The 26,106-nt window shown below is 64.1% G+C and carries 25 protein-coding genes; 19 read left to right on the top strand and 6 right to left on the bottom strand.

Annotated features, from left to right (window positions below; all coding sequences use genetic code 11):
* Positions 1 to 150: 150 nt before the first annotated feature.
* Positions 151 to 1,734: a thioredoxin family protein gene (locus DBR47_RS10300; protein WP_124449626.1), complete on the top strand. Its 1,584-nt coding sequence runs from the start codon at positions 151 to 153 to the stop codon at positions 1,732 to 1,734.
* 196 nt (positions 1,735 to 1,930) lie between these two features.
* Here the strand turns inward: DBR47_RS10300 and gstA are convergent, their stop codons facing one another.
* Entirely contained in the window at positions 1,931 to 2,539 is a 609-nt protein-coding gene (gene gstA, locus DBR47_RS10295; RefSeq protein ID WP_124449624.1) for a glutathione transferase GstA, read from the bottom strand.
* A gap of 169 nt (positions 2,540 to 2,708) precedes the next feature.
* Here gstA and DBR47_RS10290 point away from each other — a divergent pair, with 169 nt between their 5' ends.
* Complete coding sequence (locus DBR47_RS10290) at positions 2,709 to 3,164, top strand: MaoC family dehydratase (RefSeq protein ID WP_124449622.1); 456 nt, start codon at positions 2,709 to 2,711, stop codon at positions 3,162 to 3,164.
* Positions 3,165 to 3,246: 82 nt separating this feature from the next.
* Here DBR47_RS10290 and DBR47_RS10285 read toward each other — a convergent pair whose 3' ends face one another.
* Entirely contained in the window at positions 3,247 to 3,600 is a 354-nt protein-coding gene (locus tag DBR47_RS10285) for a PspC domain-containing protein (protein WP_124449620.1), read from the bottom strand.
* A 286-nt stretch (positions 3,601 to 3,886) separates the two neighbouring features.
* On the opposite strand from DBR47_RS10285, the gene DBR47_RS10280 reads away from it, so the two are divergent.
* The 6 genes from DBR47_RS10280 to DBR47_RS10255 all read left to right on the top strand — a co-directional run bounded on the left by DBR47_RS10280 (position 3,887) and on the right by DBR47_RS10255 (position 12,513).
* Complete coding sequence (locus DBR47_RS10280; RefSeq protein ID WP_231512237.1) at positions 3,887 to 5,428, top strand: alpha/beta fold hydrolase; 1,542 nt, start codon at positions 3,887 to 3,889, stop codon at positions 5,426 to 5,428.
* On the top strand, positions 5,425 to 6,258 hold the full coding sequence (locus tag DBR47_RS10275; protein WP_124449618.1) for an ATP-binding cassette domain-containing protein: 834 nt from the start codon (positions 5,425 to 5,427) through the stop codon (positions 6,256 to 6,258). The genes DBR47_RS10280 and DBR47_RS10275 overlap by 4 nt, the downstream gene beginning before the upstream one ends.
* Positions 6,255 to 7,445, top strand: a complete 1,191-nt coding sequence (locus DBR47_RS10270; RefSeq protein ID WP_124449616.1) for an ABC transporter permease — start codon at positions 6,255 to 6,257, stop codon at positions 7,443 to 7,445. Before DBR47_RS10275 ends, DBR47_RS10270 begins: the two co-directional genes overlap by 4 nt.
* Positions 7,446 to 7,820: 375 nt before the next feature.
* Positions 7,821 to 9,674 (top strand): cell wall metabolism sensor histidine kinase WalK, encoded by a 1,854-nt coding sequence (locus tag DBR47_RS10265; RefSeq protein WP_197046981.1) that lies wholly within the window; start codon positions 7,821 to 7,823, stop codon positions 9,672 to 9,674.
* 94 nt (positions 9,675 to 9,768) lie between these two features.
* Entirely contained in the window at positions 9,769 to 10,629 is an 861-nt protein-coding gene (locus DBR47_RS10260) for a phosphate/phosphite/phosphonate ABC transporter substrate-binding protein (protein WP_124449612.1), read from the top strand.
* A 15-nt stretch (positions 10,630 to 10,644) separates the two neighbouring features.
* Entirely contained in the window at positions 10,645 to 12,513 is a 1,869-nt protein-coding gene (locus DBR47_RS10255; protein WP_124449610.1) for an ATP-binding protein, read from the top strand.
* Between the two features lie 179 nt (positions 12,514 to 12,692).
* Here the strand turns inward: DBR47_RS10255 and DBR47_RS10250 are convergent, their stop codons facing one another.
* On the bottom strand, positions 12,693 to 13,007 hold the full coding sequence (locus DBR47_RS10250) for a hypothetical protein (RefSeq protein WP_124449608.1): 315 nt from the start codon (positions 13,005 to 13,007) through the stop codon (positions 12,693 to 12,695).
* A gap of 108 nt (positions 13,008 to 13,115) precedes the next feature.
* Here DBR47_RS10250 and DBR47_RS10245 point away from each other — a divergent pair, with 108 nt between their 5' ends.
* The 5 genes from DBR47_RS10245 to DBR47_RS10225 all read left to right on the top strand — a co-directional run bounded on the left by DBR47_RS10245 (position 13,116) and on the right by DBR47_RS10225 (position 18,249).
* Positions 13,116 to 13,958, top strand: a complete 843-nt coding sequence (locus DBR47_RS10245) for an autoinducer binding domain-containing protein (protein WP_231512236.1) — start codon at positions 13,116 to 13,118, stop codon at positions 13,956 to 13,958.
* Between the two features lie 132 nt (positions 13,959 to 14,090).
* Positions 14,091 to 14,294 carry a hypothetical protein gene (locus tag DBR47_RS10240; RefSeq protein WP_124449606.1) on the top strand — a complete coding sequence of 68 codons (204 nt, stop codon included), beginning with the start codon at positions 14,091 to 14,093 and terminating at the stop codon, positions 14,292 to 14,294.
* A gap of 71 nt (positions 14,295 to 14,365) precedes the next feature.
* Entirely contained in the window at positions 14,366 to 15,619 is a 1,254-nt protein-coding gene (locus DBR47_RS10235; protein WP_124449604.1) for an HlyD family secretion protein, read from the top strand.
* On the top strand, positions 15,612 to 17,762 hold the full coding sequence (locus DBR47_RS10230; RefSeq protein WP_231512235.1) for a peptidase domain-containing ABC transporter: 2,151 nt from the start codon (positions 15,612 to 15,614) through the stop codon (positions 17,760 to 17,762). The genes DBR47_RS10235 and DBR47_RS10230 overlap by 8 nt, the downstream gene beginning before the upstream one ends.
* A gap of 247 nt (positions 17,763 to 18,009) precedes the next feature.
* Positions 18,010 to 18,249 carry a DUF2061 domain-containing protein gene (locus DBR47_RS10225; protein ID WP_124449602.1) on the top strand — a complete coding sequence of 80 codons (240 nt, stop codon included), beginning with the start codon at positions 18,010 to 18,012 and terminating at the stop codon, positions 18,247 to 18,249.
* Here the strand turns inward: DBR47_RS10225 and DBR47_RS10220 are convergent.
* Positions 18,239 to 18,523, bottom strand: coding sequence for a YkgJ family cysteine cluster protein (locus DBR47_RS10220; RefSeq protein WP_124449600.1), 285 nt, complete (start codon positions 18,521 to 18,523; stop codon positions 18,239 to 18,241). The two genes, DBR47_RS10225 and DBR47_RS10220, sit on opposite strands and share 11 nt — an antisense overlap.
* A gap of 124 nt (positions 18,524 to 18,647) precedes the next feature.
* Here DBR47_RS10220 and mnmG point away from each other — a divergent pair, with 124 nt between their 5' ends.
* Genes mnmG through DBR47_RS10200 form a run of 4 tightly spaced genes read left to right on the top strand, consistent with a single transcriptional unit; the run spans position 18,648 to position 22,871 of the window.
* Positions 18,648 to 20,606, top strand: coding sequence for a tRNA uridine-5-carboxymethylaminomethyl(34) synthesis enzyme MnmG (mnmG, locus tag DBR47_RS10215; RefSeq protein WP_124449598.1), 1,959 nt, complete (start codon positions 18,648 to 18,650; stop codon positions 20,604 to 20,606).
* 11 nt (positions 20,607 to 20,617) lie between these two features.
* Positions 20,618 to 21,271: a 16S rRNA (guanine(527)-N(7))-methyltransferase RsmG gene (gene rsmG, locus DBR47_RS10210; RefSeq protein WP_124449596.1), complete on the top strand. Its 654-nt coding sequence runs from the start codon at positions 20,618 to 20,620 to the stop codon at positions 21,269 to 21,271.
* A 41-nt stretch (positions 21,272 to 21,312) separates the two neighbouring features.
* Entirely contained in the window at positions 21,313 to 22,083 is a 771-nt protein-coding gene (locus DBR47_RS10205) for a ParA family protein (protein WP_124449594.1), read from the top strand.
* The gene (locus DBR47_RS10200; protein WP_124449592.1) at positions 22,083 to 22,871 is read left to right on the top strand and encodes a GNAT family N-acetyltransferase; all 789 of its coding nucleotides are present in this window, start codon (positions 22,083 to 22,085) and stop codon (positions 22,869 to 22,871) included. Before DBR47_RS10205 ends, DBR47_RS10200 begins: the two co-directional genes overlap by 1 nt.
* Before the next feature lie 17 nt (positions 22,872 to 22,888).
* On the opposite strand, the gene DBR47_RS10195 is transcribed toward DBR47_RS10200, so the two are convergent.
* Together DBR47_RS10195 and argC are read right to left on the bottom strand one after the other, a co-directional pair.
* Positions 22,889 to 23,329 carry a GNAT family N-acetyltransferase gene (locus DBR47_RS10195; RefSeq protein WP_124449590.1) on the bottom strand — a complete coding sequence of 147 codons (441 nt, stop codon included), beginning with the start codon at positions 23,327 to 23,329 and terminating at the stop codon, positions 22,889 to 22,891.
* The gene (argC, locus tag DBR47_RS10190) at positions 23,329 to 24,273 is read right to left on the bottom strand and encodes an N-acetyl-gamma-glutamyl-phosphate reductase (RefSeq protein WP_124449588.1); all 945 of its coding nucleotides are present in this window, start codon (positions 24,271 to 24,273) and stop codon (positions 23,329 to 23,331) included. Before argC ends, DBR47_RS10195 begins: the two co-directional genes overlap by 1 nt.
* A gap of 59 nt (positions 24,274 to 24,332) precedes the next feature.
* Here argC and DBR47_RS10185 point away from each other — a divergent pair, with 59 nt between their 5' ends.
* Together DBR47_RS10185 and DBR47_RS10180 are read left to right on the top strand one after the other, a co-directional pair.
* Complete coding sequence (locus DBR47_RS10185) at positions 24,333 to 24,908, top strand: alpha/beta hydrolase (protein WP_124449586.1); 576 nt, start codon at positions 24,333 to 24,335, stop codon at positions 24,906 to 24,908.
* A gap of 16 nt (positions 24,909 to 24,924) precedes the next feature.
* Positions 24,925 to 25,830 carry a ParB/RepB/Spo0J family partition protein gene (locus tag DBR47_RS10180; protein ID WP_124449584.1) on the top strand — a complete coding sequence of 302 codons (906 nt, stop codon included), beginning with the start codon at positions 24,925 to 24,927 and terminating at the stop codon, positions 25,828 to 25,830.
* Positions 25,831 to 26,106 lie beyond the last annotated feature (276 nt).

The raw sequence follows: 26,106 nt of genomic DNA, 5'->3' as shown, positions 1-26,106 counted from the left end.
GCGGATGCGCGGCACACGAGGGACTTGTTCAGCGTTGCCCTAAGCGGCTTGCTCGCTAGGCGCATTTGCTTGCGCGCTTTTCGCGCGAAACAGGGCGCGCCAAGCCTCACAATGCGGACCTGAATCCGCAGCACACACTGGACGAAGACCATGACACTCAAGCCCACCTTGCTGGCCGCCAGCCTCAGCCTCGGTCTGCTGACCGCGACCCTACCCGTTCTGTCTCATGCGGCCGCGCCGGCCACCGCCACCAGCCAGGCCGTGGCCTGGCAAGAAGCCGGCGCGGACGCCGATATCGAGCGCGCCTTCGCCCAGGCCCGCAGCGAAAAGAAACCGCTGCTGCTCTACTGGGGCGCCAAGTGGTGCCCGCCTTGCAATCAGCTCAAGGCCACACTGTTCAACCGCCAGGACTTCATCGAGCAAACCCGCGCCTTCGTCGCCGTCCACATCGACGGTGACTCGCCGGGCGCGCAAAAGCTGGGCACCCGCTTCAAGGTGCGTGGCTACCCGACCATGATTCTGTTCACCGCCGATGGCGCCGAGCTGACCCGCCTGCCGGGCGAGATCGACGCTCCCCAGGTGCTGAAAGTCATGCAGCTGGGTCTGGCCGGTGGCCGCCCCGTCAAGGCCGTGCTGGCGGATGCCCGTGCCGGCAAGAAGCTGAACGTCAATGAATGGCGTTTGCTGGGCTTCTACTCCTGGGAATCGGATCAAGACCAGCTGCTGCCCCAGGCTCAGGTGCCGGCCCTGCTGGCCCAGCTGGCCACGGCGGCACAGAGCGTGGACCCGGAGACCGGCACCCGGCTGTGGCTGAAGTCGCTCTCGGCAAGCGAGAACGGCAAGGGCGTCAGCGCCGACGCCGCCCAGCGCGAACGCGTCGCCAAGCTGCTGGCCAGTCCCACCGAGTCGCGCACACTGGTCGATGTGATCAGCAACGGCGCGCCCGACATCTTGCGCGCCCTGGCACCGCAGGCCGGCCCCGAGCGCACGGCTTTGCAAGCCCAGCTGGAAACCGCACTCAAGCGCTTTGAAGCCGACACCAGCCTCTCGCGGGCCGACCGCCTGCAGGCTTTGAACGCCCGTGTGGACCTGGCCCGCCTGGACGTGGCCAAGACCGAGCTTTATCCCAAGCTGAACCCGGCCCTGGTCAAGGAAGTGAAGGACCAGGCCGCCCGCGCCGACCGTGAAATCACCGACGGCTACGAGCGCCAGGCCGTGATCAGCTCGGCCGCCTATCTGCTGGGCCAAACCGGCCAGTGGAAGGACAGCGACGAGCTGCTCAAGGCCGGCCTGGCCAAGAGCCACTCGCCCTACTACCTGATGAGCGGTCTGGCCAATAACGCCAAGAAGCAAGGCCGCAAGGACGAGGCCCTGCGCTGGTCGGAAGAAGCCTTCAACAAGAGCCAAGGCCCGGCCACCCGCCTGCAATGGGGCGCCGGCTATGTGGCCAATCTGGTCGAGCTGGCACCGCAGGACAGCGAGCGCATCGAGAAGACCGCCGCCCTGCTGTTCAACGAGGCCGCGCAAGACAAGGGCAGTTTCTACGAGCGCAGCGCGCGCTCCCTGCAGCGCGTGGGCAAGAGTCTGCAGCAGTGGAATGCCAAGGGCCAGTTTGATCCCTCCATCAAGCGCCTGCGCGCCCAGCTGGACGGCATCTGCGCCAAGGTCGAGGTGGCCGACAAGCAGCGCGCCACCTGCGAGGCCTTGCTGCCCAAGCCCGGCAAGGCTGGCTGATTCGGCCGCTGTCGGGGAATGGAAAAGGCGAGTCAGTGACTCGCCTTTTTTCTTGGCCCTTGCGTCGGCAAGGGGGTAAGAGCGGCTAACAAGACTCAGCGCAGCGGTCCTAGCAAGGCGCGTTGCCGCAGACAGTACAGAAGTACGGCAAGGCAATGCAACGCGGCTAGGAGAGTTTTGTTAGCCGCTCTAAGTCTTACTTGAGCAGGCCTTCGGCCTTGAGCGCTTCCTGCACCGCAGGGCGGGCCGCCACACGGCCGCGCAGCGCCACCAAATTGCTCAGCTCGGCGATCTCCACGCCCACATACTGGCCCCAGTTGGAGACGACGAAGAGGTAGGCGTCGGCCACGCTGAACTGATCGCCCAGCAGGTATTGCTTGCCTTCCAGCTGCTCATTGACCCAGCTCAGACGGGCTTGCAACATGGCGCGGACCTGCGTCTTGGTCTCTTCCACCGTGGCCGGGTTGAACAGAGGCGAGAAGCTTTTGTGCAGCTCGGAGGTGATGTAGTTCAGCCATTCCTGCAAGCGATAGCGCTCCCAAGTGCCATTGGCCGGGGCCAGCTTGGAGGCCGGCGCCAGATCGGCGATGTACTGGACGATGGCCGGGCCTTCGGTCAGGCGCTGGCCATTGTCCAGCTCCAGCACCGGCACCGAGCCCTTGGAGTTGATGGCGTAGAAATCACTGCCGTCCGCCAGCTTCTTGGTCTTGGTGCTGGCCTGCACCAGCTCGAAAGGCAGGCCCGCCTCGCGCAGGGCGATATGGGGGGACAGGGAGCAGGCACCGGGGCTGTAATAAAGCTTCATTGCAAATCCTTTTTCCTGAACAAGAAGGGGTACGGCCATGGCTTGAGCCTATGACCGAGCCGCTGCACGATACGCCGAAATTCCAGCCTTTGCAGCGCGGCCCAAATTGCCCCGCGGGCTGTCACCTAGGTGCTGCCGGCGGAACGATCAACTTAGCTATATTGCCGCCATGCCTAGCTATGCTTTTGAAGACTTCACCCCCGGCCGCGTGTTCGAGTTTGGCGGGATGACCGTGGACCGTGAAGAAGGCCTGCGCTTTGCCGCCGCCTACGACCCCCAGCCCCTGCATCTGGACGAGGTCGCCGCCGAGGCCTCGGTGCTGGGCGGACTCTCGGTCAGCGGCTGGCACACCTGCGCCATGGTGATGCGCATGATGTGCGATGCCTATCTGCTGGACTCCACCAGCCAGGGCTCGCCCGGCATCGACAATCTGCGCTGGTTGAAGCCCGTGCGCCCCGGCGACACCTTGCGGGTGCGCATGACGGTGCAGGAAGCCCGCCCCAGCAATAGCCGCCCGCAGATCGGCCTGGTGCGCTCGGCCTGGGCCGTGTTCAATCAAAACGACGAGCAGGTGCTCAGCATGGAAGGCTGGGGCATGTTTGGGCGGCGCGAGGCTGCCGGCTGAAGGAGCGAGTCATGCCCATCCGCTTGTATCGCGGCTGGGCCTTCGCCAGCCGGGCCAAGCCTTCCGGCTTGGCCGTGCGGGCTCAGTCTTCTTCAGGCACAAAGATCCAAAGCAGCAAATAGACCAGCAGGCCGCTGCCGGCGCACAAGACCAGCAAGGTCACCATCAAGCGCCACAACCAGGCGGGGGTGGCCGTCAGCTGGGCCAGGCCGCCGCAGACGCCGCCCAACCAGCGGTCCTCGCGGCTGCGCCTGAAGGCATTGATGGAAGACACGCCGGCACCTAAGCCTGCACCGCTGCCGCCGCCGAACGGAGCCGAAGCCGCCGGCCCTTCCGCGCCCAGCACCTTGGCCTTGGCGCGGGCGTACTCATCGTCGGACAAAACGCCGCGCTGATGCAACTCGGCCAGCTTGGCCAGTTCTTCGCTGAAGGACATGGGCGACTCCTTTCTTCTTGCGCGCAAGAGAATGAATGAATGATTGGATCGATAAGAAAACAGGCTCAGCCTAAGCCCTGTTGATCCGCCGGCCGAGAGCCATGCGATGAACTGCAGCTTGGGGCGGCCGGACGGATCACAAGCTGGCCCCGGTTCTGCAACCATTCAAACAGCGGCCCGACCGTTCATCTCGCCTATCCGCTACTCAACGCCTGACGGGGTAGTGCGAGGATAAATCTCACCATAATCCGCCCCATCCTAGAACTACCAATCAAGGACCAGCGGAATGCGAGTGAGACAAAACAAAGGGCGCCAGCTAACGAGCGCCCTGACCTTGGCGGCCACGGCCGCCGCCATGAGCTTGGGCGCCAGCAGCCAGGCCCTGGCCCAAAGCAGCCCGGCCAGCGGCAAAGCCACCCAGCCCTGCCGCATTGCCGGCATCGCCAACGAGCTGCAATGCGGCAGCATCAAGCGGCCGCTGGACCCGGCCCAGCCCCAGGGCACACAGATCGATGTGCATTTTCTGATCGTGCCCGCGATGGCGCGCAACAAGCAGCCCGACCCGGTGCTGATGCTGGCCGGCGGCCCCGGCCAGAGCGCCATCGATATCGCGCCCATGGTGCTGAGCCGGCTGTCGCGCCTGAACAATCGGCGCGATCTGGTCTTCATCGACCAGCGTGGCACCGGCAAGTCCGCGCCCCTGCAATGCGCCGATGTTTCCAAGCTGCCGGTGACCCAGGTGCTGGATCCGCAGTTCATGCTGAAGAATATGGCCCAGTGCCGCCAGGACTTGGGCAAGCTGCCGCACGGTGATCTGCGCCAGTACAGCAGCACCATCGCCATGCAGGACTTTGACGCGGTGCGCGCGACCCTGGGTGCACCGCAGTGGAATCTGATCGGCGCTAGCTACGGCACCCGCGCGGCGCTGGAGTATCTGCGCCTGTTCCCCAGCAAGGTCCGCCGCACGGTGCTAGACGGCGTGGCGCCGCCGGATATGGTGCTGCCCGCCAGCTTCTCGACCGACGGCCAGCAGGCGCTGAACGCCATGCTGCAGTTTTGCGAGAAGGATGCGGCCTGCAGCCAGCAATACCCCAAGCTGCGCCAGGAATGGGCGAATCTGCAGCAAGGCCTGCCTCGCCCCATCAGCGTCAGCGACCCGCTGACCGGCAGGGTGGAGCAGTTCAGCCTGACGCGCGAGCAGCTCATGCGCAGCGTGCGCATGCCGCTGTACAGCCCCACCCTGGCCTCCGCCCTGCCCGCCGCCATCCACGCCGCTTCTGCCGGCCGCTGGGAGGGCTTGCTGGGCTTGTCCGGTGCCATGGGTTCAGGCAAGGGCATGCGCATGGCCGAGGGCATGCACTTCTCCGTGGTTTGCGCCGAGGATGTGCCGCGCCTGGAGGCCGGTCTGAGCAAGGACGCGCCGGGCCGCGACTTCGCCGACAACGACGCCAAGCTCTACACCCAGGTCTGCAAAAACTGGCCACGCGCCCAGGTGGCGCCCGAGTTCTTCAGCATCCCGCCCGCGCCCTCCCCCGTGCTCTTGCTCAGCGGCGGCGCCGACCCGGCCACGCCGCCCCGCCACGGTGAGCGCACGGCCAAGGCCCTTGCCGCCAAAAATCCCGCCATCGCTCAGCACATCGTCGTGCCCGAGGCTGGCCATGGCGTCAGCAGCATCGTCTGCATGCGCGATGTGCTGTTCCGCTTCATCGACGCCAAGACCGACACCGCCGCCCTGCCCCAGGACGCCGGCTGCGCCAGCAAGATCCCGCGGCCCACGGCTTTTCTGCCGGTGCAAAGCGCCGCCGCCAACGCAAAGGTTGCCCCATGATCCAGATCGACAACGTCAGCAAGCAGTTCGCCTCGCGTGGCGGCAGCAAGCCGGGCCTGAGCCTGGCTAGCCTGCTGGGCAAGCGCAGTGCGCCGCAAATGGTGCAGGCCGTCAAAAACGTCAGCGTGCACGCGCCCAGCGGCCGCATCACCGGCCTGTTGGGCGCCAACGGCGCGGGCAAGACAACGACCTTGCGCATGTTGGGCGGCCTGTTCCAGCCCGATAGCGGCCACATCACGGTGGACGGCATCGCCGTCGCCACTCATCCGCGCGAAGCCCTGGCCCGCATGGGCATTCTGGGCGATGCCCACGGCCTCTACCCGCGCCTGTCGGCCCGGGAGAACATCATTTACTTCGGTCGCCTGCAAGGCATGGAAGCCGATGCCGCGAACGAGCGCGCCCTGGAGCTGGCGCGTTTGCTGGAAATGCAGCACATCCTGGACCGCCGCGCCGAGGGCTTCAGCCAGGGCGAGCGAATGAAGACGGCCCTGGCCCGTGCCCTGGTGCACGACCCCGCCAATATCGTGCTGGACGAGCCCACCAACGGCCTGGACGTGCTGGCCACCCGCGCTCTGCGCGAGGCCTTGCGCCATCTGCGCTCGGCGGCAGGTGGCAACAAAACCATCATCTTCTCCACCCACATCATGCAGGAGGTGGAACAGCTCTGTGAGCATGTGGTGGTGGTGGCCAAAGGGCGCAGTGTGGCCGAGGGCTCGGTGCCCGAGCTGCTGGAGCTGGCGGGCGAAGCCCGCTTCGAGGACGCCTTCGTCAAACTGGCCTTCGAAAGCCTTGAGGCCGCAGATCAAAACAACATCAGGAGTGCCGCATGAGCACAAGTCCTAAGACCAGCCTTTGGCGCAATTTCTGCATCGTCTTTTTCAAGGAAGCCAGCGACGCCCTGCGGGACCGCCGCACCCTCTTGCGCCTGATGGTGCCCGCGGTGCTGATGGGGCCGCTGCTGCTGCTGGCCATGTCGGGCCTGATCTCCTCCTTCGAGAGCCGGGCCGAGAAGCGCGAGATCTTGATCGCCGGCATTGAGCACGCCCCCACCCTGCGCAACTTCATCGAGCGCCAGACCTACACCATCAAGACCGCCCCGGCCGACTATGAGAAAGGCCTGCGCGCCAACACCTTGCTGGAGCCGGTGCTGGTGGTGGGCAAGAACTTTGAGCAGGAGTTGCTGGCGGGCGAACAGCCCACGCTGGAACTGGTCAGCGACAGCGCCAACCAACGCGCCGAAGCCGGCCAAGCCCCCGTGCAGCGCCTGATCAATAGCTTTAACCGCGAGCGCGCCAGCCTCAATCTGGCCCTGCGCGGGGTTTCGGTGCAGCTTTTGCAGCCTGTCGATCTGCAGGAGCGTGACCTGGCCAGCACGCAAGCCCGCGCCGCCCGCATCACCAGCATGATCCCCATGTTCATCATCATGGCCGTGCTCTACGGCGCCCTCACCGCTGCGCTGGACAGTACGGCCGGTGAGCGCGAACGCGGCTCGCTGGAGCCCTTGTTGATGAACCCGGTGCAGCAGTTCGCCCTGGTGCTGGGCAAATGGGGGGCCGTGGCGGCCCTGGGCCTGGCCGTGGCCTTGCTGTCCAATCTGAGCTTCATCCCGGCCCAGTGGCTGCTGCAAAGCGATAGCTTGCAAGCCATGTTCCAGTTCGGCGCGCAAGAAGTCATCGCCTGCTTCCTCTTGCAGCTGCCGCTGGCCGCCGCCATGGGCGCGGTGCTGATGGCCATCGCCATCCGTACCAAGAGCTTCAAGGAGGCGCAGGCCAGCAGCGGCCTGATCATCACCCTGGTGGCGATGGCGCCCATGGTCACCCTGCTCAACCCCGGCGGCGATGCGCCCTGGTATCTGTGGGTGCCGGGTCTGGCCCAGAACACCTTGATGATGCAGGTGCTCAAGGGCGAAAGCCTGCGTCTGCTGCAGGTGCTGCCCAGCGTGATCACCGGCCTGGTCCTGACCGTGGGCAGCCTGGTCTTTGTGGCCCGCTCCATGCGGGGCGCGGTGGCCAAGTAAGCGCCCTAGCCCCCGGCTTGAACAAGAAAAAGGCCTCCTTGAGGCTTTTTTCATGCGCTGAAGTAAAGCAGCAGGCAGCCGGATGCGCGAGGGCAACAGCGGGGCGTTGTCTGGATCGACAGCTCATGCACATAATGCCCGCGGAGGTCGGAATTCGCCCCGTGGAGCTCGCATGATGCCTTGCCCTTGCTCATCTGATTCAAGCCCGTCCAGCCGGCACGCAGCCGGCCTGTGGATTCGCGCGGCTGAGTCTGAGCGGGAGAGCGCGCTCGGCAGCGCAGGTCCGCAGGCCCAGAATTCCTGAGCCGAGCCTGCTCAATGCCCTCATTCCCGCTCGCAAGCAAACTTTGGCCGCGGCGATTCAAGCATCGCCTGATGCTGCTGGTGGCGGGCCTGCTGATCCTGGCCACTACCTTGCTGGGGGCCTTCACCGTCAAGCAGCAAAGCCTGAACGCCCACCAAGCCATGCAAACCCAGGCGGCGGCCCTGGCGCGCAGCCTGGCGGTGGCCAGCGCGCAGCTGATTGAGTCCTCCAAACGCGCCGAGCTGGACGCTCTGGTGCTCAGCTACGCCGGCTTTGAGGGTGTGCGCGCCTTGCAAGTGATCTCCCCCGAGGGGCTCTTGCTGGTGCAGATGGTCAAGCCCATGCACCAGGCGGCATTTGCCAACCCGGTGCTCAAGCAGGCGGCGCTAGGCGCCAGCGCGGCTCGACCCCAGGAGGCCGTCCCGGCCCAGGTGCTGCCCAGCCTGAAGGCGGCGGCCGACGGCTCGCATCTGGAGGTCTGGCATCCAGTGGTTGGCGAGCGCCTGCTGGGCTGGGTCAAGCTGGACTTTGACCTGAGCTCGCTGCAGCAATTGCAGCGGGACATCTGGCGCGACACGGTGCTGGTGGCGCTGCTGCTGGTCGGCCTTTGCGCCGTGCTGCTGCACGCCATGCTGAACCGGCCTATGCGGGCGCTGGAACAGGCCCGTCAGTTTGCCAATGAGTTGGCCGATGCGCGCGGGGTCACCCACCCCGTGGACGAGGGCCCGATCGAGTTCGTCGAGCTGGGCCGGGCCCTCAACGAAGCCTCGGTGCTCTTGCTGCAACAGATGATCGTGCTGCAGGACGCCATGAACCGCCAGCAGGCCCACGAGGCGCAGATGGAGGAGCAAAACGACCAGCTCAGCGCCATCTTTGCCCTCAGCCCCGACGGCTTGCTGACCTTCGACCCATTGGGTCGGGTGCAGTTTGCCAACCGCGCCTTTCTGACCCTGACCGATCTGCAGCCCGGCGATGTGCTGGGCCAGAACGACACGGTACTGGAGTCCTTGCTGCTGGCCCGCGCCGTTGATGGCGAGGAATTCGCCGGCCTGCAAGCCTGCTTCGCCGCCCCCGACACCGAGGTCGGCGAGGCCCAAACCCTGACCTTGCGCGGTGAAAAACCCCGCGTGCTCACGCTCAGCGGCCAGCACAGCTACTCAGCCTCGGTGAGTCGGGTCTTGTATGTTTGCGATGTGACCCAGCAGCATGAGCTGGACCGGATGAAGTCGGAGTTCCTGTCCCTGGCGGCGCACGAGCTGCGCACGCCCATGACCAGCATCTTCGGCTTCATCGAGCTGATGCTGGACCGCGAGATGAGCGAGCCCAAGCGCCAGGCCATGCTCTCGCGCATCCACAGGCAGAGCAAGCTGATGATCAGCATCCTCAACGAGCTGCTGGACCTGGCCCGCATCGAGGCGCGTGGCGCCAGCGACTTCAAGTTCGAGACCCTGGATCTGAGCGATATCGTCAGCGAAACCCTGGCCGACTTCAAGACGCCGGAAGGCCGCGAGCGCCCCCGCTTCGAGCTGCGCCAACCGGGCCAGGCCCCCATGATGGTCTGCATCGACCGGCAGAAGATGCAGCAGATCCTGCTCAACACCATGTCCAATGCCTATAAATACTCCCCCGGCGGCGGCCCGGTCGAGGTGCGCCTGGTGCAGGGCAAGCGCATGGCCGATGGCGACAACCTGGAAGGCCGGCGCCACTTCGGCGTGGAAGTGCGCGATCACGGCATCGGGCTCTCGGCCGAGCACCTGGCCCGCATGGGCGAGCGCTTCTTCCGCGCCGACACCTCGGGCCATATCCCCGGCACCGGTCTGGGGGTCAGCATCGTCAAGGAATTGCTGGATTTGATGGGCGGCCATATGCAAATCGAGAGCGAGCTGGGCCAAGGCACCTGCATTACTTTGTGGATCAAGTGCTGATTTCTCACACCACATAACTTACCAGTCAATCGCTCCTTGTTCGACGCCGCGGCGCGTGATAGCCTGATCTGGCAGCTGCTGTTTGGAGTCGTTCATGCCCTTTGGTTCATGGCTTCCGCTTGATCGCAACAAGGCTTTGGCCGGCATGGCCGGCTTGCTACTGCTTTTGACGGCTGGGGCGGCCAAGGCAGCGCCGCCCTCGCCCCCGAGCTATTCGCTTTACGTCGTGCCGCAGTTCCAGGCTGCCGATATACAGAGCAGCTGGGGGCCCATCCTGGAGCGCGTGCAGCAAGAAACCGGCCTCCGGCTGACGCTGAAGCTCAGCCGTGACATCCCGGCTTTCGAGGCCGATCTGAACAGCGGCAAGGCCGACTTTGCCTATATGAACCCCTTTCACCAGGTGCAAGCCCATGCGAGCCAGGGCTACACCCCGCTGCTGCGCGACAGCAAGCCCCTGGTTGGCCTGCTGCTTGTGCGCAAGGACTCCGCCATCAAAAGCGTGCAGGACTTGCAAGGCAAGGTGCTGGCCTTCCCGGCGCCCAATGCCCTGGGGGCCTCGCTGCTGATCCGGGCCGAGCTGAGCGAGCATTACCGCGTCAGCTTCCAGCCCTTTTTCGCCAAGACCCATGCCAACACCTATCGGCAGATCTTGCTGGGCAAGGCGCTGGCCGGCGGAGGCATACGCAGCACGCTGGACGGCGAGTCCGAGGAGGTGCGTGCCGCCTTGCGGGTGCTGATGGAAACCCCGCCCACCGCGCCTCACCCGCTGAGCGCGCATCCCCGTGTGCCCCAGGCGGCGCAGCAGGCCGTGGCCGGTGCGCTCTTGAAGCTGGCCAATGACGCCACCCTCAAAGCGCAGTTTGAGGACATTCCCATGCCCAAGCCGACTCGCGCCGACTATGCGCGCGACTACGCACCGCTGGAGAAGCTCCATCTTGAACGCTATGTCGAGTAAGCGGGGGGCCGCGTGATGGAGAAGCTGCTTGCCCTTTGGCGCGGACTGCGCCCTCAACATCTGCAGACCCAGACCATCTTGATGGTCAGCCTGGTCTTGCTGCTGGCCCTGGGCCTATGGGGAGGCTGGGGAGGCTACCAGCAGCAGCGCAGCAATCTGGCCCATATGGAGTCCGAGAGCCGCGCCCTGGCCCGGCACATCGCCCTGGCCTCGGGCAATCTGATCCTGAGCGATCGCCTGGACGAGCTGGAAGGCCTGGTGATCGCCTTTGCCGAGCATCGCAATGTTCGTCTGGTCCATGTCTTTTCGGCTCAGGGGCAGCTGCTGGCGGAGATTCATCAAGAACCCGGCCGGCCGGCCCACGCCAAATTCGAGTCTCATCAGAAGTTGCTGCCCTTGCCTCAAGACGGGCAGGACCTGAGCCAAATCTCGGCCGATGGCATGCGCTTCGACGCTTGGAGCCCGGTCAAGGCCGGTGCCAAAACCGTGGGCTGGGTACAGGTGAATTCCGATCTGGCCGAGCTGCAGGCCCAGCGCCATCTGATCTGGCGCAACGCCTTGCTGGCCGTGGCCCTGGTGATCGGCCTGAGCGCCCTGCTGCTGAGCCGCTTGATGCGCCCCACCATGACTCTGTTCGAGGAGGCGGGTCGCTTCGCCGCCACTCTGATCGACGGCGAGGGCCAGACCCAGCTGGAAGTGAAAGGCCCGCTGGAGTTCCAGAAGCTGCAAAAGTCGCTGAACGAGGCCTCGGTCCTGCTGCAACAGCATTTGCTGGTCTTGCAGGACAGCATCCAGACCCAGCAACAGCACGAAGCCCAGCTGGCGGCTCAGAACGCCCAGCTGGGCGCCATCTTCACCCTCAGCCCGGACGGCCTCTTGACCTTTGATGAAGGCGGCCGCGTGCAGTTCGCCAACCAGGCCTTTCTGAGCCTCTCCCAGCTCAGCTCCGAGCAGGTGCTGGGCCAGACCGATACACAGCTGCAGACCCTGTTGCTTGAACAAGCCGCCGAGAGCGAACAGCCCTTCCCTGGCCTGGACGCCTGTTTTGGCCCGACCAAACAAGTCTTGACGCTGCGCGGTGACAAGCCCCGCGTGCTCAGCTTCAGCGGCCGGCAAAGCGATAGCACGGCCGTCAAACGGGTGTTGTACGTCTGCGATGTGACCCAGGCTCACAACCTGGATCGCATGAAGTCCGAGTTCCTGTCCCTGGCCGCGCATGAGTTGCGCACGCCGCTGACCAGCATCTACGGCTTTGTCGAGTTGATGGTGGGCCGCGAGATCCCCGAGGCCAAGCGACAGAACATGCTGACCCGCATTCACCGCCAGTGCAAGCTGATGATCAACATCCTCAACGAGCTGCTGGACCTGGCCCGCATCGAGGCGCGCGGCAATAGCGACTTCAAGTTCGGCATGCTGGATCTGGCCCAGGTGGTGGACGAATTCTTAGCCGACTTCAAGCCGCCGGAAGGCCGGGAGCGCCCCGTGGTGGAGGGCGCAAATGTGCCCACGCAAGTCTGCATAGACCCGCAGAAAATGCAGCAGATCCTGCTCAACACCTTGTCCAACGCCTACAAATACTCACCCGAGGGCGGCCCGGTGACGCTGCGATTTGTGCGCGCCACCAAGCAAATCAGCGAAGACGAGACGGTACAGGCGCAGACTTTTTGCGGCCTGGAGATCCGCGATCAAGGCATTGGCCTGTCGGCCGAGCACCTGGCTCGCATGGGAGAGCGCTTCTTCCGTGCCGACACCTCGGGCCACATCCCCGGCACCGGCCTGAATGTGAGCATCGTCAAGGAATTGATGGAACTGATGGGCGGCCGACTGCAGGTGGAAAGCGAACTCGGCCAGGGCACCTGCGTCACGCTGTGGTTCAAGTGCTGAGCTTCGCTAGGAGTCTGCGCGGCAGAAGGCGTCGATAGCGAGAAGTGGCCCCAGCGAGACCAGTTTGCGCTGGATTTGCAGCCCCATAGCCCGGCTATGGGGCAAAAAGCCGGTGCGAAATGGGCCGCTGCGGCCACTTCGCAGCCGACGCCTCTTCTGCCGCGCAGACTCCTAGGACTTCAGTGCTGGGCCGATAGCGCTCTTTGCACCTCGTACTGCCAGGGCAAGGCGTGCACGATCTCGTTGAGCTGGCGGGCCGACTCAAACGGTGCCAGCACCTCGCCCTCGGGCGTGAGGAATTGCAGATTGGTGATCAAGGCCATGGGATCGACCATGGCCACCACGCCGGCCGGCATGCTGACCCAGTCCCAAGCCACGCCAGCACGTGCCGTACCGTCGTCGCCCTGCCACAGGGTTTGCCCCAGAGAGGGCCGTTTGTCGTCGCCTGGCACCAACACTTGAGTGCTTAAATGCGCGAACTGTAGCTGTTGCACGTGCAACGCCTTACACAAAACTCGGGGCCACGCATACACAATCCAGGCTGGGGTCATAAGTAAAAATCTTTTAAATGAGGCGGGTAAAAATAGCTCAAGCGCACGCGCTTGGAATGTGACGAGTGTGAAGACACTTGCCGCAATTCGATAGCTGTAAACCTTGTCAGGGAAAAAACGGAGTCGTCGTTCGATGCATCACGAACGGCTCGCCTAAATTGGACGAATGCGATGCTGCAGGGGGGTTACCAATCGGTACTCGAAGCCCAATCCCGCGATCAATTCCGTAGCGAAATCATTCGCTTCGCGCAGGGTCTGGGTTTTGCGACGGTGTCTGCGACAGCTGTCGTTGATCACACCTTGGGCGTTTCCGAATTTGAGACGGTTGACAATACGCCTGCGTCTTACGCCGAGCACTTCCTCGACAAGGACACTTGGCGGCGCGACCCTGTCATGCAGCACTGCAAACGCCAAAGTGTTCCCATCGTGTGGAACCAAGAGACGTATGTCGCTTGTGGTCAAGCACAACTTTGGGAAGACCAAGCCCAGTTCGGCTATAGAAATGGAATTGCCTTGGCATTGCATATGCCAGAAGGGCGCCACTTCTTTCTTGGCGTCGACCGTGACGAGGGTCTGCCAACTGATGTATCGCTGATGACCCGCATGCTGGCTGATCTCCAGTTGTTCGCGGTCTATGCGCAGGAGGCCGCTTGGCGAGTAATCATGCCCAAGGGCCAGGATGTGCTTTCCTCTGGGACCCTGCACCTAACACCTCGAGAGTTAGAAGCACTGCGTTGGACTATGGATGGAAAGACAGCATGGGAAGTCGGCGCCATACTTAGCATCTCCGAACGTACCGCCGTTCTCCATCTCAGCAACGCCATGCGAAAGCTGGATTGCACAACCAAACATCAGGCCGTTCTGAAAGCACTTCGCCTTGGCTTAATCCGCTGAGAGAAAATTTGATCCGCTGCCTGGCAAAACTACTCTGACAAGTGTCAGAGTTGACAGTTACCGGCATCTAGAAGTCCTGTTGAAATTGACTTCAAGCACTCATTGGAGTGTGTTCAACGAACGGATTCCATCATGCAAGCAACTGCAACCACTCAATCTTTGACCCAAGTTTCTTCCGTTCAATCGACTGCAAAGATCGCAGCCCCGTTTGAACTGTCGGCTGAAATGCTTGAACAAGTTTCTGGCGCCGGCCCACGCGGCGGCTGGATTGTTGAGCCTCCTCCTGCAGCTGAGAGCCTGTCTATCGAAGCTCCTGGCCCACGCGGCGGCTGGTAATCAGCCCCCACCCGATGCCGCGCTAAGAGCGGCATCCCAACCCAGCGGAGTTCGTCGTCCCTCAGATCCGCATGCTGTTCAGACCCGAAGCCCTGGCTGGCCAAGATCAAAAAGGCTGGCTGGGTCAGGTGCAAGTCCTGCCACCGCTGTCACTCCAACTGCTCACCGCTGCGGCCGTGGGCAGTTTGTTCTTGGTCGGGGCCTTTCTGAGCCTGACGGAGTACACCCGCAAGGCCAGGGTCAGCGGCTATTTGGTGCCCGATCGAGGCGTGCTGCGCGTCAACGCGCCGCAAACCGCCACGGTGCTCACGCGTTTGGTCAGCGAGGGCCAGCAGGTCAAGCAAGGCGATGTGCTGTTTGTGCTCGCCCTGGACAGTGCCAGCCAGACGCCCGAGGGCATTGCCCGCAACCTGAGCGCACGCCAGCAAAGCCTGCAAGGTACGGCCGAGCAGCAGCAACGCCTGCTGGAAACACAGCAACGCGCCCTCGGACAACGCCGCAGCGGCCTGCAGCGTGAGTTGGGCCAGCTGCAGGCGGAAAGCGCCCTGCACGCCGAACGACTGGCCCTGGCCGGCGAAGCGCTGGCACGGCTGGAGTCGCTGAGCCGCGATCAATTCATTTCCACCGCCCAGGTGCAAACCAAGCGCGAGGAGCTCTTGGGCCTGCGCGCCCAGGCCCAGGCCTTGGAACGCCAGCGCGAGGGCTTGCAACGCGATCTGGAGGCCGTGGAGGCCCAAGCCCGCGAGCTGCCTCTACGCACCCAAGTACTGCAAGGCGAGATCAGCCGCGACTTGGCCGCCCTGCAGCAGCAAGGCCTGGAAACCGAAGGCCGTCGCCGTCTGGTGCTGCGTGCGCCCAGCGATGGCATGGTCTCCACCCTGCAAGCCGAGCCCGGGCAAAGCGTGAACAGCGGCGCTCCCCTGGCCAGCGTGTTACCGGCGCAAACGCAGATGCAAGCGCAGCTGTTCGCGCCCTCCAGCGCGGTCGGTTTTTTGCACGCGCAGCAGGCGGTGCAGCTGCGTTACCAGGCCTTTCCGTATCAAAAGTTTGGCCAACAAAGCGGCAGTGTTTTGAACGTCTCACGCACCCCGCTGAGCCCGGCCGAGCTGTCCACCCTGAACCTGCCCGTGGCCCTGAGCCAAGGGCCGGCCAGCGAGCCGCTTTATCGCATCACCGTCAAGCTGGACCAGCAAACCGTCTCGGCCTACGGCCAAGCCCAGCCCCTGGCCGCCGGCATGCAGCTGGACGCCGATGTGATGCTGGAAAAGCGCCGTTTGATCGAGTGGATTTTCGAGCCCATTCTGAGCCTAGCCCATCGTGTCTGAGACCTCTTCCTCGTCACTGCTGTCCAAACTGCGTTTGAGCTGGCGCGGCGGCAAACGCCTGCCCGTGGTACTGCAGACCGAGGGGGCCGAATGCGGCCTGGCCTGCCTGGCCATGATCGCCAGCGCCCAGGGCAAGCACTGCGATCTGCGCCAGCTGCGCGGCCGCTTCTCGCTCTCGCTCAAAGGCGCGACCATGGCCGATCTGGTGCGCATGGCTGCGGAGCTAGGCCTCACGAGCCGCGCCCTGCGGGCCGAGCCCGAACATCTGGCCCAGCTGCATCTGCCCTGCATCTTGCACTGGGACTTCAACCATTTTGTTGTGCTGGCCGAGGTGCGCGGCGAGGAGGCGGTGATCCACGACCCGGCGCACGGCCGCCGCAGCGTCCGCCTGGCCGAGCTGTCCCGCCACTTCACCGGCATCGCGCTGGAGCTGCGCCCGGCCGCCGATTTCGTGCCCCAAGCCAAGCCCGCGCCGCTGCGCTGGCGCCAGCTGCTGGGGCGCATCTCCGGCCTGCGGCGCTCGGTCGCCATCATCCTGGGTCTGGCGGTAACGCTGGAGTTGCTGGCCCTGCTCTCGCCCTTTTTGCTGCAATGGGTGGTGGACGGCGTCTTGGTCAGCGCCGACCGGGATCTGCTGGTGACTCTGGGCCTGGGCTTTGGCCTGCTGGTCTTGCTGCAGGTGATGGTGGGCGCGCTACGCTCCTGGGCGGTGCTGTTTTTGTCGGCCACGCTGAATGTGCAATGGCTGACCCAGGTCTTCACCCATTTGCTGCGCCTGCCCCTTGCCTGGTTCGAGAAGCGCCAGATCGGCGATATCTGGTCGCGCTTCGGCAGCGTGCAGACCATCCAGCGCTCGCTCTCCACCCAGTTTGCGGAAGCGGTGCTGGACGGGGTGATGGTCTTGGTCACCCTGGCCATGATGTGGGTCTACAGCCCTCGCCTGAGCGCCGTGGCGCTGCTCGCAGTAGGCAGCTATGCCTTGCTGCGCTGGAGCTTCTTCAAGCCCCTGCGGGCGGCCTCGGAGGAGGCCTTGATCCACGAGGCCAGGCAGAACAGCCATTTTCTTGAATCGCTGCGCGGCGCCCAGGCGATCAAGCTGTTTAACGCCCAGGCCGAGCGGAGTGCGAGTTACTCGAATCTGGTGGTGGAGCAGATGAATGCCGCCATCCATATCCGCCGCCTGGACCTGTGGATGGGCGTGGGCAACAAGCTGCTGTTCGGCCTGGAGCGGGTGGCCATTGTCTGGCTGGGCGCCCTGCTAGTCTTGGACCGGGAGCTGTCGGTCGGCATGTTGTTCGCCTTTTTGGCCTACAAAGAGCAGTTCAGCCTGCGCCTAGCCGGCCTGATCGACAAGACGGTGGAGCTGAGCATGTTGCGCCTGCAAGGCGAGCGCCTGGCCGACATCGTGCTGACGGCGCCCGAGGCGACGGAGCAAGCCTTGGTCGCCCTGCCCCCGGCTGACACTGCTGGGCTTGCCCTCGAACTGCGCGAGGTCAGCTTCCGCTATGCCGATGGCGAGCCCCTGGTAGTGGCGGGTTGCAGCCTGCGCATCGAGCCCGGCGAATCGGTCGCCATCATCGGCCCCTCGGGCTGCGGCAAGACCAGCTTGCTCAAGCTGATGCTGGGCATTCACGCGCCGCAGTCGGGTGAGATCCTGCTGGGTGATCAGCCCCTGCAGAAGATCGGCACGGCCGCCTGGCGCCAGCGCATAGGCACAGTGATGCAGGACGACCAGCTGTTCGCCGGCAGCATTGCCGACAACATCAGCTTCTTCGACCCCGATGCCGACGCCGAGTGGGTGCAGCAATGTGCCCGCCTGGCCTGCGTGTTCGACGATATCGTGGCCATGCCCATGGGCTTCCAAAGCCTGATCGGCGATATGGGCCACAGCCTCTCCGGCGGCCAACGCCAGCGCGTGCTGCTGGCTCGGGCCCTTTACAAAAAGCCGCAGTTCCTGTTTCTGGACGAAGCCACCAGCGCCCTCGATGTGGACAAGGAACGCCAGGTCAACGCCTCACTGCGCCAACTGGCCCTGACCAAAATCGTCATCGCCCATCGGCCTGAAACCATTGCCGCCGCGCAGCGGGTCATCGCCTTGCAGGGCGGGCGGGTGGCGCAGGATTTGCGTAGCGTGCAAGCCTAGGAATAGACCCCTCGTCCAAGGCGTACCTTGGCCGGTCCCCCGAGGGGACGGCAATGCTCGCGGAGCTTGCCCCGCGAACATCTGCCAAGGGCGGGCCGGCTTGGGGCGGCCCGGCGCTCGGCCCGCAAACTTCATCCGACCGCATGGCTATCGCCACCATCAAGGAACTCAAATAGACGCCCAACCGGGCAGCCCTTAGCATTTAACTATTCGCAAGTAAAACGCAATAGCAGCAGGAGTTCCCTTCATGGCCAAGACCGCGACCTTTGGTGTGCTTCACCTCGGCACCTCCTTCGGCGTCACCTTCGCCCTGACCGGCAATGTGGCCATCGCCGGGGCGGTGACTTTCGTCGAACCGCTGGTGAACACGGTGATGCACCACTTCTTCGACAAGTACTGGGAGCACCCGCGCCTGAAGGCCATGCGGCAGACGCTGAGTCGCCGCCGCCAAGCCAGCGAATCTGCGAGCTTGCAGCTCAGCGCTTGACGACGGGGGCTGGTGCCGTCTCCTGCTCCATCCAGCCCAACCAGCGCATGGCTTGTTCGCGGCTCTCGCCGCACATCAGTTCCGAGGGCTGCAAAGAGCCACACACGGCCGGCCGCTCGGGCTGGCCAAAAATCTTGCAGCGGTCCTGCGCATCGAGCTGAACACAGCGCACGCCGGCCGGTTTGGAGATGCCGTCCACAACAGGCATGCCCGGGATGGGCGAGCTGATCGACGGGGCGATGCAGCAGGCGGCGCAATGATCTCGACATTTCATCGCGATATTGTCGGCGCAGCGAGCCAGAACAAGACCCCGGCCGGTGACTTATCCACACCCGACCCGTAAAATTGGCGGTTTGCCCGCGCCTATCCTGGCGCTCTGATGAAGCGGCTCTCTCCCCATGCTTTACCCCAAAGAATTTGACGTCATCGTCGTCGGTGGCGGACATGCCGGCACCGAGGCCGCCCTGGCCGCTGCCCGCATGGGCTGCGCCACCCTGCTGCTGACCCACAATATCGAGACCCTGGGGCAGATGAGCTGCAACCCCTCCATCGGCGGCATCGGCAAGGGTCATCTGGTCAAGGAAGTGGACGCCCTGGGTGGCGCCATGGCTGCGGCCACCGACGAGAGCGGCATCCAGTTCCGCATCCTCAACGGCTCCAAAGGCCCTGCCGTGCGCGCCACCCGCGCCCAGGCCGACCGCGTGCTCTACAAGGCCGCCATCCGCCACCGCTTGGAAAACCAGCCAAATCTCTGGCTGTTCCAGCAAGCGGTGGACGACTTGATGGTGGAGTCCGATGGCCAGGGTGAACGCGTCGTGGGTGCCGTCACCCAAATGGGCTTGCAGTTCCGCGCCCGCACGGTCGTGCTGACCGCCGGTACTTTCTTGGACGGCCGCGTCCACGTGGGCCTGGAAAACTACGCCGCCGGCCGCGCCGGTGACCCACCGGCCATCAGCCTCTCGGCCAGGCTGAAAGAATTGAAGCTGCCGCAAGGTCGGCTCAAAACCGGCACACCACCGCGCATCGACGGCCGCAGCATCGATTTTTCCAAATGCGAAGAGCAAGGCGGTGATCTGAACCCGCTGCCGGTGTTCAGCTTCATGGGCTCGGCCGAACAGCATCCGCGCCAAGTGCCTTGCTGGATCACCCACACCTCGGCCCGCACCCACGAGATCATCCGCTCCGGTTTTGACCGCAGCCCCATGTTCACCGGCGTCATCGAAGGCGTGGGACCGCGCTACTGCCCCAGCATCGAAGACAAGGTGAACCGCTTTGCCGACAAGGACAGCCACCAGATTTTTCTGGAGCCCGAGGGCCTGACGACACACGAGTACTACCCCAACGGCATCTCCACCTCTCTGCCCTTCGACATCCAGCTGGCCGCCGTGCGCAGCATTCCCGGCCTGGAGAATGCCCACATCCTGCGCCCCGGCTATGCCATCGAGTACGACTACTTCGACCCGCGCGAGCTGAAGTCCAGCTTCGAGACCCGGGCCATTCGCGGCCTCTTCTTCGCCGGCCAGATCAATGGCACGACGGGCTATGAAGAAGCCGCCGCCCAAGGTCTGTTCGCCGGCCTGAACGCGGCCTTGCAGGTGCAGGGGCGTGATGCCTGGCTGCCCGGCCGCGACCAAGCCTATTTGGGCGTGCTGGTGGACGACCTGATCACCAAGGGCGTGACCGAGCCTTACCGCATGTTCACCAGCCGGGCGGAGTTCCGCCTGCAGCTGCGTGAGGACAACGCCGATATGCGTTTGACCGAGATGGGCCGCGAGCTGGGCCTGGTGGACGACGCGCGCTGGACCTCATTCAACCGCAAGCGCGACGCTGTTTCACGTGAAACAGAGAAGCTGAAGTCCACCTGGGTGCATCCCAACATCCTGCCCGCAGCGGATGCGGAGCGCCTGGTCGGCAAAGCCCTGGAGCGGGAATACAACCTGATCGACCTGCTGCGCCGCCCCGGCGTGGTCTTCGACACGCTGCAAGAAGTCGCCGCTATCGCCCGCCCGGAGTCCGGTGTTTCACGTGAAACCTTGAGCAGCGAGTTGGGCAAGACCATGGCCGATGCCGTCATCGAGCAGATCGAAACCACCGTCAAGTACGCCGGCTATATCAACAAGCAGACCGAAGACGTGGCCCGCGCCTCCCACTATGAGAACCTGCGCCTGCCACCCGAGCTGGACTATTCCCAGGTCACCGCCCTCTCCTTCGAGGCGCGGCAAAAGCTGGGCAAGCACCAGCCCGAAACTCTCGGCCAGGCCTCGCGCATCTCGGGCGTCACGCCAGCCACCATCTCCCTGCTGCTGGTCTACTTGAAGAAGAAGCGCTTTGCCGGCTTCACCGAGAACGCTGCCTGAACTCCTCCGCCATGACAACAACAAACCCTTTGCGCGCCCCACTGGCCGCCGCCGCCAGCCAGCTGAATCTGAATCTCAGCGAAAAGCAGATAGACCAGCTGCTGGCCTATCTAGACATGATCGCCAAGTGGAACAAGGTCTACAACCTGACCGCCGTGCGCGACCCGCAAGCCATGTTGACCCAGCATCTGGTGGACAGTTTGAGTCTTTTGCCTGCGCTGCGCCGACATGCGGCAGGCCAGAAACTCCGCTTGATGGATGTGGGCAGCGGCGGCGGCCTGCCCGGCGTGGTGGTCGCCATCTGCGAACCCGATGTCGATGTGACCTGCGTGGATGCCGTGGCCAAGAAGGCCACCTTCATCAAGCAAGTGGCGGCCGAGTTGCGCCTACCCAATCTGCACGGCGAGCATTCCCGGGTGGAGCAGCTGAAGGCAGCACCCTTCGACCTGATCACCTCGCGCGCCTTTGCCTCCCTGCTGGACTTCAGCACCCTCACCCGCCAGCACCTCAAGCCCGGGGCCATCTGGTTGGCGATGAAGGGCCAACACCCCGCCGAGGAATTGGCTGCACTGCCGTCAGACCTGGATGTGTTTCACGTGGAACAACTGCAGGTGCCAGGGCTGGATGCACAGCGTTGTTTGATCTGGATTCGGCCAAAATCCTGAACAGCAGCAGCTAATATTCCGCATCACTAAAAAAAGCATCCATGGCCAAAATTTTCTGCATTGCCAATCAAAAAGGCGGCGTCGGCAAGACCACCACCACGGTCAATCTGGCCGCAGGTCTGGCCAAGGTCGGTCAGCGCGTGCTGGTGGTGGACCTGGATCCGCAGGGCAATGCCACCATGGGTTCCGGCATCGACAAGCGGGCGCTGGAGCTGAGCATCTACGACGTCTTGCTGGAATCCTCCAGCGTGCAGGAAGCCAAGCAGCACAGCGAGAAAGCCGGCTACGACGTGCTGGGCGCCAACCGTGAACTGGCCGGTGCCGAGGTCGAGTTGGTGGAGTTGGAGCGCCGCGAGCGCCGCCTCAAGGCCGCGCTGGCCAGCGTGGACAAGGACTACGACTTTGTCCTGATCGACTGCCCGCCTTCACTCTCCATGCTGACGCTGAACGGCCTGTGCTGCGCGCACGGCGTGATCGTGCCCATGCAGTGCGAGTACTTTGCGCTGGAAGGTCTGTCCGATCTGGTCAACACCATCAAGCAGGTGCATGCCAATCTGAATGCCGATCTGCAAATCATCGGCCTGCTGCGCGTCATGTTCGACCCCCGCATCACTTTGCAGAACCAGGTCAGCGATCAGCTCAAGGCCCATTTCGGCGACAAGGTGTTCGACACCGTCATCCCCCGCAATGTGCGTCTGGCCGAGGCGCCCAGCTATGGTCTGCCCGGCGTAGTCTTTGACCCCTCGTCCAAGGGCGCTCAGGCCTTTGTCGAGTTCGCCCGCGAGATGGTGCGGCGGATCGAAACCATGTGATGGACAAGTCCCTGGCCCTGCTCGCCGAGCGGGCGGAGGCAGCCGGCCTCAACGCCAGCGCCCCGCCCCAACAAGGCGAGATTGCGGGCTGGTCCATCCGCCTCTCCCCCGGCAAAGCCAAGCGCTCCCGCTGCATCAATGCGCTGAGCGAGGGCCATCTGCCTTTGGATGATTTGCTGGCCCGCTGCCAGGCCTCCTTCGACGCCGCCGGCCTGCCCCTGATCGTGCGGCTCACCCCGTTCAGCCAACCCGCGAATTTGGACGATCTGCTGGCCGCCAAAGGCTGGCCCGCTTTCGATGCCGCCGATGTGATGGTGCTGGCCGATCTGACGACCTTCTCCTCAGCGGCCGACATGCAAACACTGGAACAGGGTCAGGTCTTGCTAGCCGTCGATGCAAGCCGCTATGCCGCCGCCGTCGGCGCCTTGCGTGGCTCCAGTGAACGCGCGATTGCGGCCCATGCCGAACGCCTCAAAGCCTCCAGCGTGCCCTACCAAGGCTTTTTCCTGCAAGACGCCGCCGGACAATTGCTGGCCTGCGGGCAAATAGCTCAGGAAGGGGTCATAACAGGCCTCTACGACATTTTTACGCCGCAGCAATATCGAGGCATGGGTTGCGCCAAAAACCTCTGCAAAGCCCTGCTACAGCAGGCCTTTCGCCAAGGCGCGCAGGAAGCCTATCTGCAGGTGGGCACGGACAACGAAGTCGCGCAGCGCCTGTACCGTCGACTAGGCTTTCAGTTCGCCTACCGCTATCACTACCGCAGCCCGCATGGGGTGGTGGATTGATGGTGCAGAGCACCTGATCAATCGCGCGCTGCCCAGCATTTGAGCAAGGTGTGTCGAGTGAAGCCCGGCACAAAGTCGTGCACATGGGCGATGCAGGCGTAGCCCAGGTGCTCGTAAATCTCGGCCACCTCGTCCAGCAAGGTTTCGATCAACGCATCCACACAGCCCCGGGCCAAGGCTTGCGCCTCGATCTGGCGCAGCAACTCGCCCCCCAGACCCTGGCCGCGCGCATCCTCGCGCACCCAGAGATAGCTGATGTAAAGGCGCTGGAACTCGGTACGGCCCCAGGCGCCGGCCAGCAGCGCGCCGTCTTCGTCGTAAAGAGCGCAAGCAATCGCCTGCTCATCGGAGCCCTGCGCTTGCTGGCGGCCATGGAGCACGACGGCTTCACGGATGGCCGCCAAGTCGGCTGCGGGCACGGCTGCGTCACGCAACCAGGCCCGCTTTGACTGGATCATCAGCAAAGACCCAGGCCTTCGTCCAGACCCAGATGCACATTCATGGCCTGCACCGCAGCGCCGCTGGCGCCCTTGCCCAGATTGTCCAGGCGGGCGATGACCAGGATCTGTGTCTCGCTACCGAACACAAACAAGTCCACCCGGTTGGTGTCATTGCAGGCCTGCACGTCGAAGAAGCCCTCGGCCAGGGTGTCGGCGTCGCGCAGCGGCATCACACGGATGAAGCGCTCGCCCGCATAGTGCACAGCCAGCGCCTCACGCACTTGATCGGGCGTGGTGCCGGCGCGCAACTGGCTCAGGTGCAGGGGCACGGTGACGGCCAGGCCCTTGTAAAAATCCCCCACGATGGGCATGAACACCGGCGCATTGCGCAGGCCGGTGTGAGCCATCATCTCGGGCAGATGCTTGTGCGCCAGGCCCAGGGCATAGGGCCGGGGCGACTTCAGCTTCTGGTCGCCACCTGCCTCGTACTGGGCAATCATGGACTTGCCGCCCCCCGAGTAGCCGGTGATAGAGGTGGCCGACACCAGCGCGTCGGCGCTCAGCAGGCCGGCATCCACCAGCGGGCGCAGGGCCAGGATGAAGGCGCTGGCATGGCAGCCGGGGTTGGCGATGCGCTTGGCCGCGCGAATCTTGTCACGCTGGCCGGCCGCCAACTCGGGCAGACCGAAAGCCCAGCCCGGCACCGTGCGATGGGCGGTGCTGGCGTCGATCAAACAGGTGTTGGGATTGCTGATCATGGCGGCCGCTTCACGTGAAGCCGCATCCGGCAGGCACAGAAACGCCACGTCGGCGGCATTCAGCAGGCGCGCACGCTCAGACGCATCCTTGCGCTTGTCAGCGTCAATGCGCAGCACTTCCACATCGCTGCGGGCGGCCAAATACTCATTGATGCGCAGGCCTGTCGTGCCTTCCTGACCGTCCACAAACACTTTGAAACTCATCAAACTTCTCCCGCAAAATCGGCGCCAAATCAAATCAGACCGAAGCATAAGGCCTTGCCATGAATTCCCCACCTGTTTACCTCCTCCCCGGCTGGCAGAACTCCGACCCCGAGCATTGGCAAAGCCGCTGGGAACGGGAGCTGGGCCACAGCCGCATCGAGCAAAGCGACTGGGATTGGCCGCGGCGCGGCGACTGGATGGCGCGGCTGGACGAAGTCTTGTTGAACGACGCCCGCTTGGCTGCCACACCCGCCGTACTGGTGACGCACAGCCTTGGTTGCCAGCTGCTGGCCAGCTGGGCAGAGCATTCAAAGCACACGCCCCGAGTCGCCGCCGCCCTGCTGGTGGCGCCGCCGGACACCGAGCGCGAGGATATGCCGCCGCAGTTGCACAACTGGCGGCCGATACGCCGACCCCGCCTGCCCTTCCCCGCCATCGTCGTGGCCAGCAGCGACGACCCTTTCTGCAATCTGGAGCGCGCCGCCCAAATGGCCGCCGACTGGGGCGCCGAATGGGTGATGGCCGGCCCGCGCGGCCACCTCAACACGGCTTCCGGCCTGGGTGACTGGCCCGAGGGTCAGGTCTTGCTACAAAGCCTCCTGGAACGTGCCAAGACGGGCTTGCAGAACGAGTAAGAGACAATCCACCGCTATGGTCACAAAAAAACCCAAGGGCCTCGGTATGGGCCTGGAGGCCTTGCTAGGCCCCAAAGTCAGCGAAACACCCGCGGCCAGCCGCGACGGTGAACCCAGCAGCCTGAGGCTGGAACAGATGCAGGCCGGCAAATACCAGCCGCGCACCCGCATGGATGAAGGCTCGCTCTACGAGCTGGCCGAGAGCATCAAGGCCCAGGGCATCATGCAGCCCATCCTGGTGCGGCCCATCACGCCCGATGGCGCCATCCGCTACGAGATCATCGCCGGTGAACGCCGCTTCCGCGCCGCCAAACTGGCCGGTCTGCGCGAGGTGCCGGTGCTGGTCAAGGCCGTGCCCGACGAGGCCGCGGCCGCCATGGCCTTGATCGAGAACATTCAGCGCGAGGACCTCAACCCACTGGAAGAAGCGCAAGGCCTGAAGCGCCTGACCGAGGAGTTTGGCCTCACGCACGAACAAGCCGCTCAGGCGGTGGGCCGCTCGCGCAGCGCCGCCAGCAATCTGCTGCGCCTGCTGCAATTGGTGGAGCCGGTGCAGAACATGCTGATGGCCGGCGACATCGATATGGGCCATGCCCGCGCCCTGCTGCCCCTGGACGGCGCGCATCAAATCACCTGCGCCACCGAAATCGCCTCCAAGAAACTCAGCGTACGCGAGGCAGAGAAGTTGGTATCGCGCCAGGGCGCCGGCCGCCAGACACCGCTGCTGCGTGTGAAGAGCGACAAGAGCCGCGATGTGCTGCGCCTGGAAGAAGAACTCTCCGACATCCTGGCCGCCGTGGTCGAGGTGCGGGTCAAGAAGAAAACCAAGCGCGGCGAACAAGGCGAGCTGTCGATTCAATTCGGCTCGCTGGATGAGCTGAATGGCCTGATCGACCGCCTGCGCGGGCCGCAAGCCTCCTGAGTTTTCGCCTCAGCCAAACGACAAAGCCGTGACACAACTCACGGCTTTTTCTTTGGCTAAAACTAGCACGCAATCCACAGGGACAACGCTTGCACAAGAATCGCATCAAGCCCTGCAAAAAACGTGTTTGGCCTGCGATATCCACACCACACAATGTTTGGCAGATCGGCGTAGCATGTGTCAACGCAAGCCCTGTTTTCAGAGTTGAATGAGCATGGAAAGCCAAGCTTTTTCAGGCATTGAAATAGGCGCCTGAAGCCCAAGCTCTCAGGTATG

This window comes from Paucibacter sp. KBW04 (assembly GCF_003852425.1).
Taxonomy (GTDB): domain Bacteria; phylum Pseudomonadota; class Gammaproteobacteria; order Burkholderiales; family Burkholderiaceae_C; genus Paucibacter_A.
This window is presented reverse-complemented; position numbering and strand designations above follow the sequence as displayed.

Excerpts from the sequence above, each read along its gene's own strand:
- DBR47_RS10255 (WP_124449610.1), top strand. The coding sequence starts at position 10,645 with ATGGAGAAGCTGCTTGCCCTTTGGCGCGGACTGCGCCCTCAACATCTG.
- mnmG (WP_124449598.1), top strand. The coding sequence starts at position 18,648 with ATGCTTTACCCCAAAGAATTTGACGTCATCGTCGTCGGTGGCGGACAT.
- DBR47_RS10205 (WP_124449594.1), top strand. The coding sequence starts at position 21,313 with ATGGCCAAAATTTTCTGCATTGCCAATCAAAAAGGCGGCGTCGGCAAG.
- argC (WP_124449588.1), bottom strand. The coding sequence starts at position 24,273 with ATGAGTTTCAAAGTGTTTGTGGACGGTCAGGAAGGCACGACAGGCCTG.
- DBR47_RS10235 (WP_124449604.1), top strand. The coding sequence starts at position 14,366 with ATGCTGTTCAGACCCGAAGCCCTGGCTGGCCAAGATCAAAAAGGCTGG.
- DBR47_RS10280 (WP_231512237.1), top strand. The coding sequence starts at position 3,887 with ATGCGAGTGAGACAAAACAAAGGGCGCCAGCTAACGAGCGCCCTGACC.
- DBR47_RS10195 (WP_124449590.1), bottom strand. The coding sequence starts at position 23,329 with ATGATCCAGTCAAAGCGGGCCTGGTTGCGTGACGCAGCCGTGCCCGCA.
- gstA (WP_124449624.1), bottom strand. The coding sequence starts at position 2,539 with ATGAAGCTTTATTACAGCCCCGGTGCCTGCTCCCTGTCCCCCCATATC.
- DBR47_RS10300 (WP_124449626.1), top strand. The coding sequence starts at position 151 with ATGACACTCAAGCCCACCTTGCTGGCCGCCAGCCTCAGCCTCGGTCTG.
- DBR47_RS10260 (WP_124449612.1), top strand. The coding sequence starts at position 9,769 with ATGCCCTTTGGTTCATGGCTTCCGCTTGATCGCAACAAGGCTTTGGCC.
- DBR47_RS10225 (WP_124449602.1), top strand. The coding sequence starts at position 18,010 with ATGGCCAAGACCGCGACCTTTGGTGTGCTTCACCTCGGCACCTCCTTC.
- DBR47_RS10265 (WP_197046981.1), top strand. The coding sequence starts at position 7,821 with ATGCTGCTGGTGGCGGGCCTGCTGATCCTGGCCACTACCTTGCTGGGG.
- DBR47_RS10270 (WP_124449616.1), top strand. The coding sequence starts at position 6,255 with ATGAGCACAAGTCCTAAGACCAGCCTTTGGCGCAATTTCTGCATCGTC.
- DBR47_RS10240 (WP_124449606.1), top strand. The coding sequence starts at position 14,091 with ATGCAAGCAACTGCAACCACTCAATCTTTGACCCAAGTTTCTTCCGTT.
- DBR47_RS10285 (WP_124449620.1), bottom strand. The coding sequence starts at position 3,600 with ATGTCCTTCAGCGAAGAACTGGCCAAGCTGGCCGAGTTGCATCAGCGC.
- DBR47_RS10200 (WP_124449592.1), top strand. The coding sequence starts at position 22,083 with ATGGACAAGTCCCTGGCCCTGCTCGCCGAGCGGGCGGAGGCAGCCGGC.
- DBR47_RS10290 (WP_124449622.1), top strand. The coding sequence starts at position 2,709 with ATGCCTAGCTATGCTTTTGAAGACTTCACCCCCGGCCGCGTGTTCGAG.
- DBR47_RS10275 (WP_124449618.1), top strand. The coding sequence starts at position 5,425 with ATGATCCAGATCGACAACGTCAGCAAGCAGTTCGCCTCGCGTGGCGGC.
- DBR47_RS10220 (WP_124449600.1), bottom strand. The coding sequence starts at position 18,523 with ATGAAATGTCGAGATCATTGCGCCGCCTGCTGCATCGCCCCGTCGATC.
- DBR47_RS10185 (WP_124449586.1), top strand. The coding sequence starts at position 24,333 with ATGAATTCCCCACCTGTTTACCTCCTCCCCGGCTGGCAGAACTCCGAC.
- rsmG (WP_124449596.1), top strand. The coding sequence starts at position 20,618 with ATGACAACAACAAACCCTTTGCGCGCCCCACTGGCCGCCGCCGCCAGC.
- DBR47_RS10180 (WP_124449584.1), top strand. The coding sequence starts at position 24,925 with ATGGTCACAAAAAAACCCAAGGGCCTCGGTATGGGCCTGGAGGCCTTG.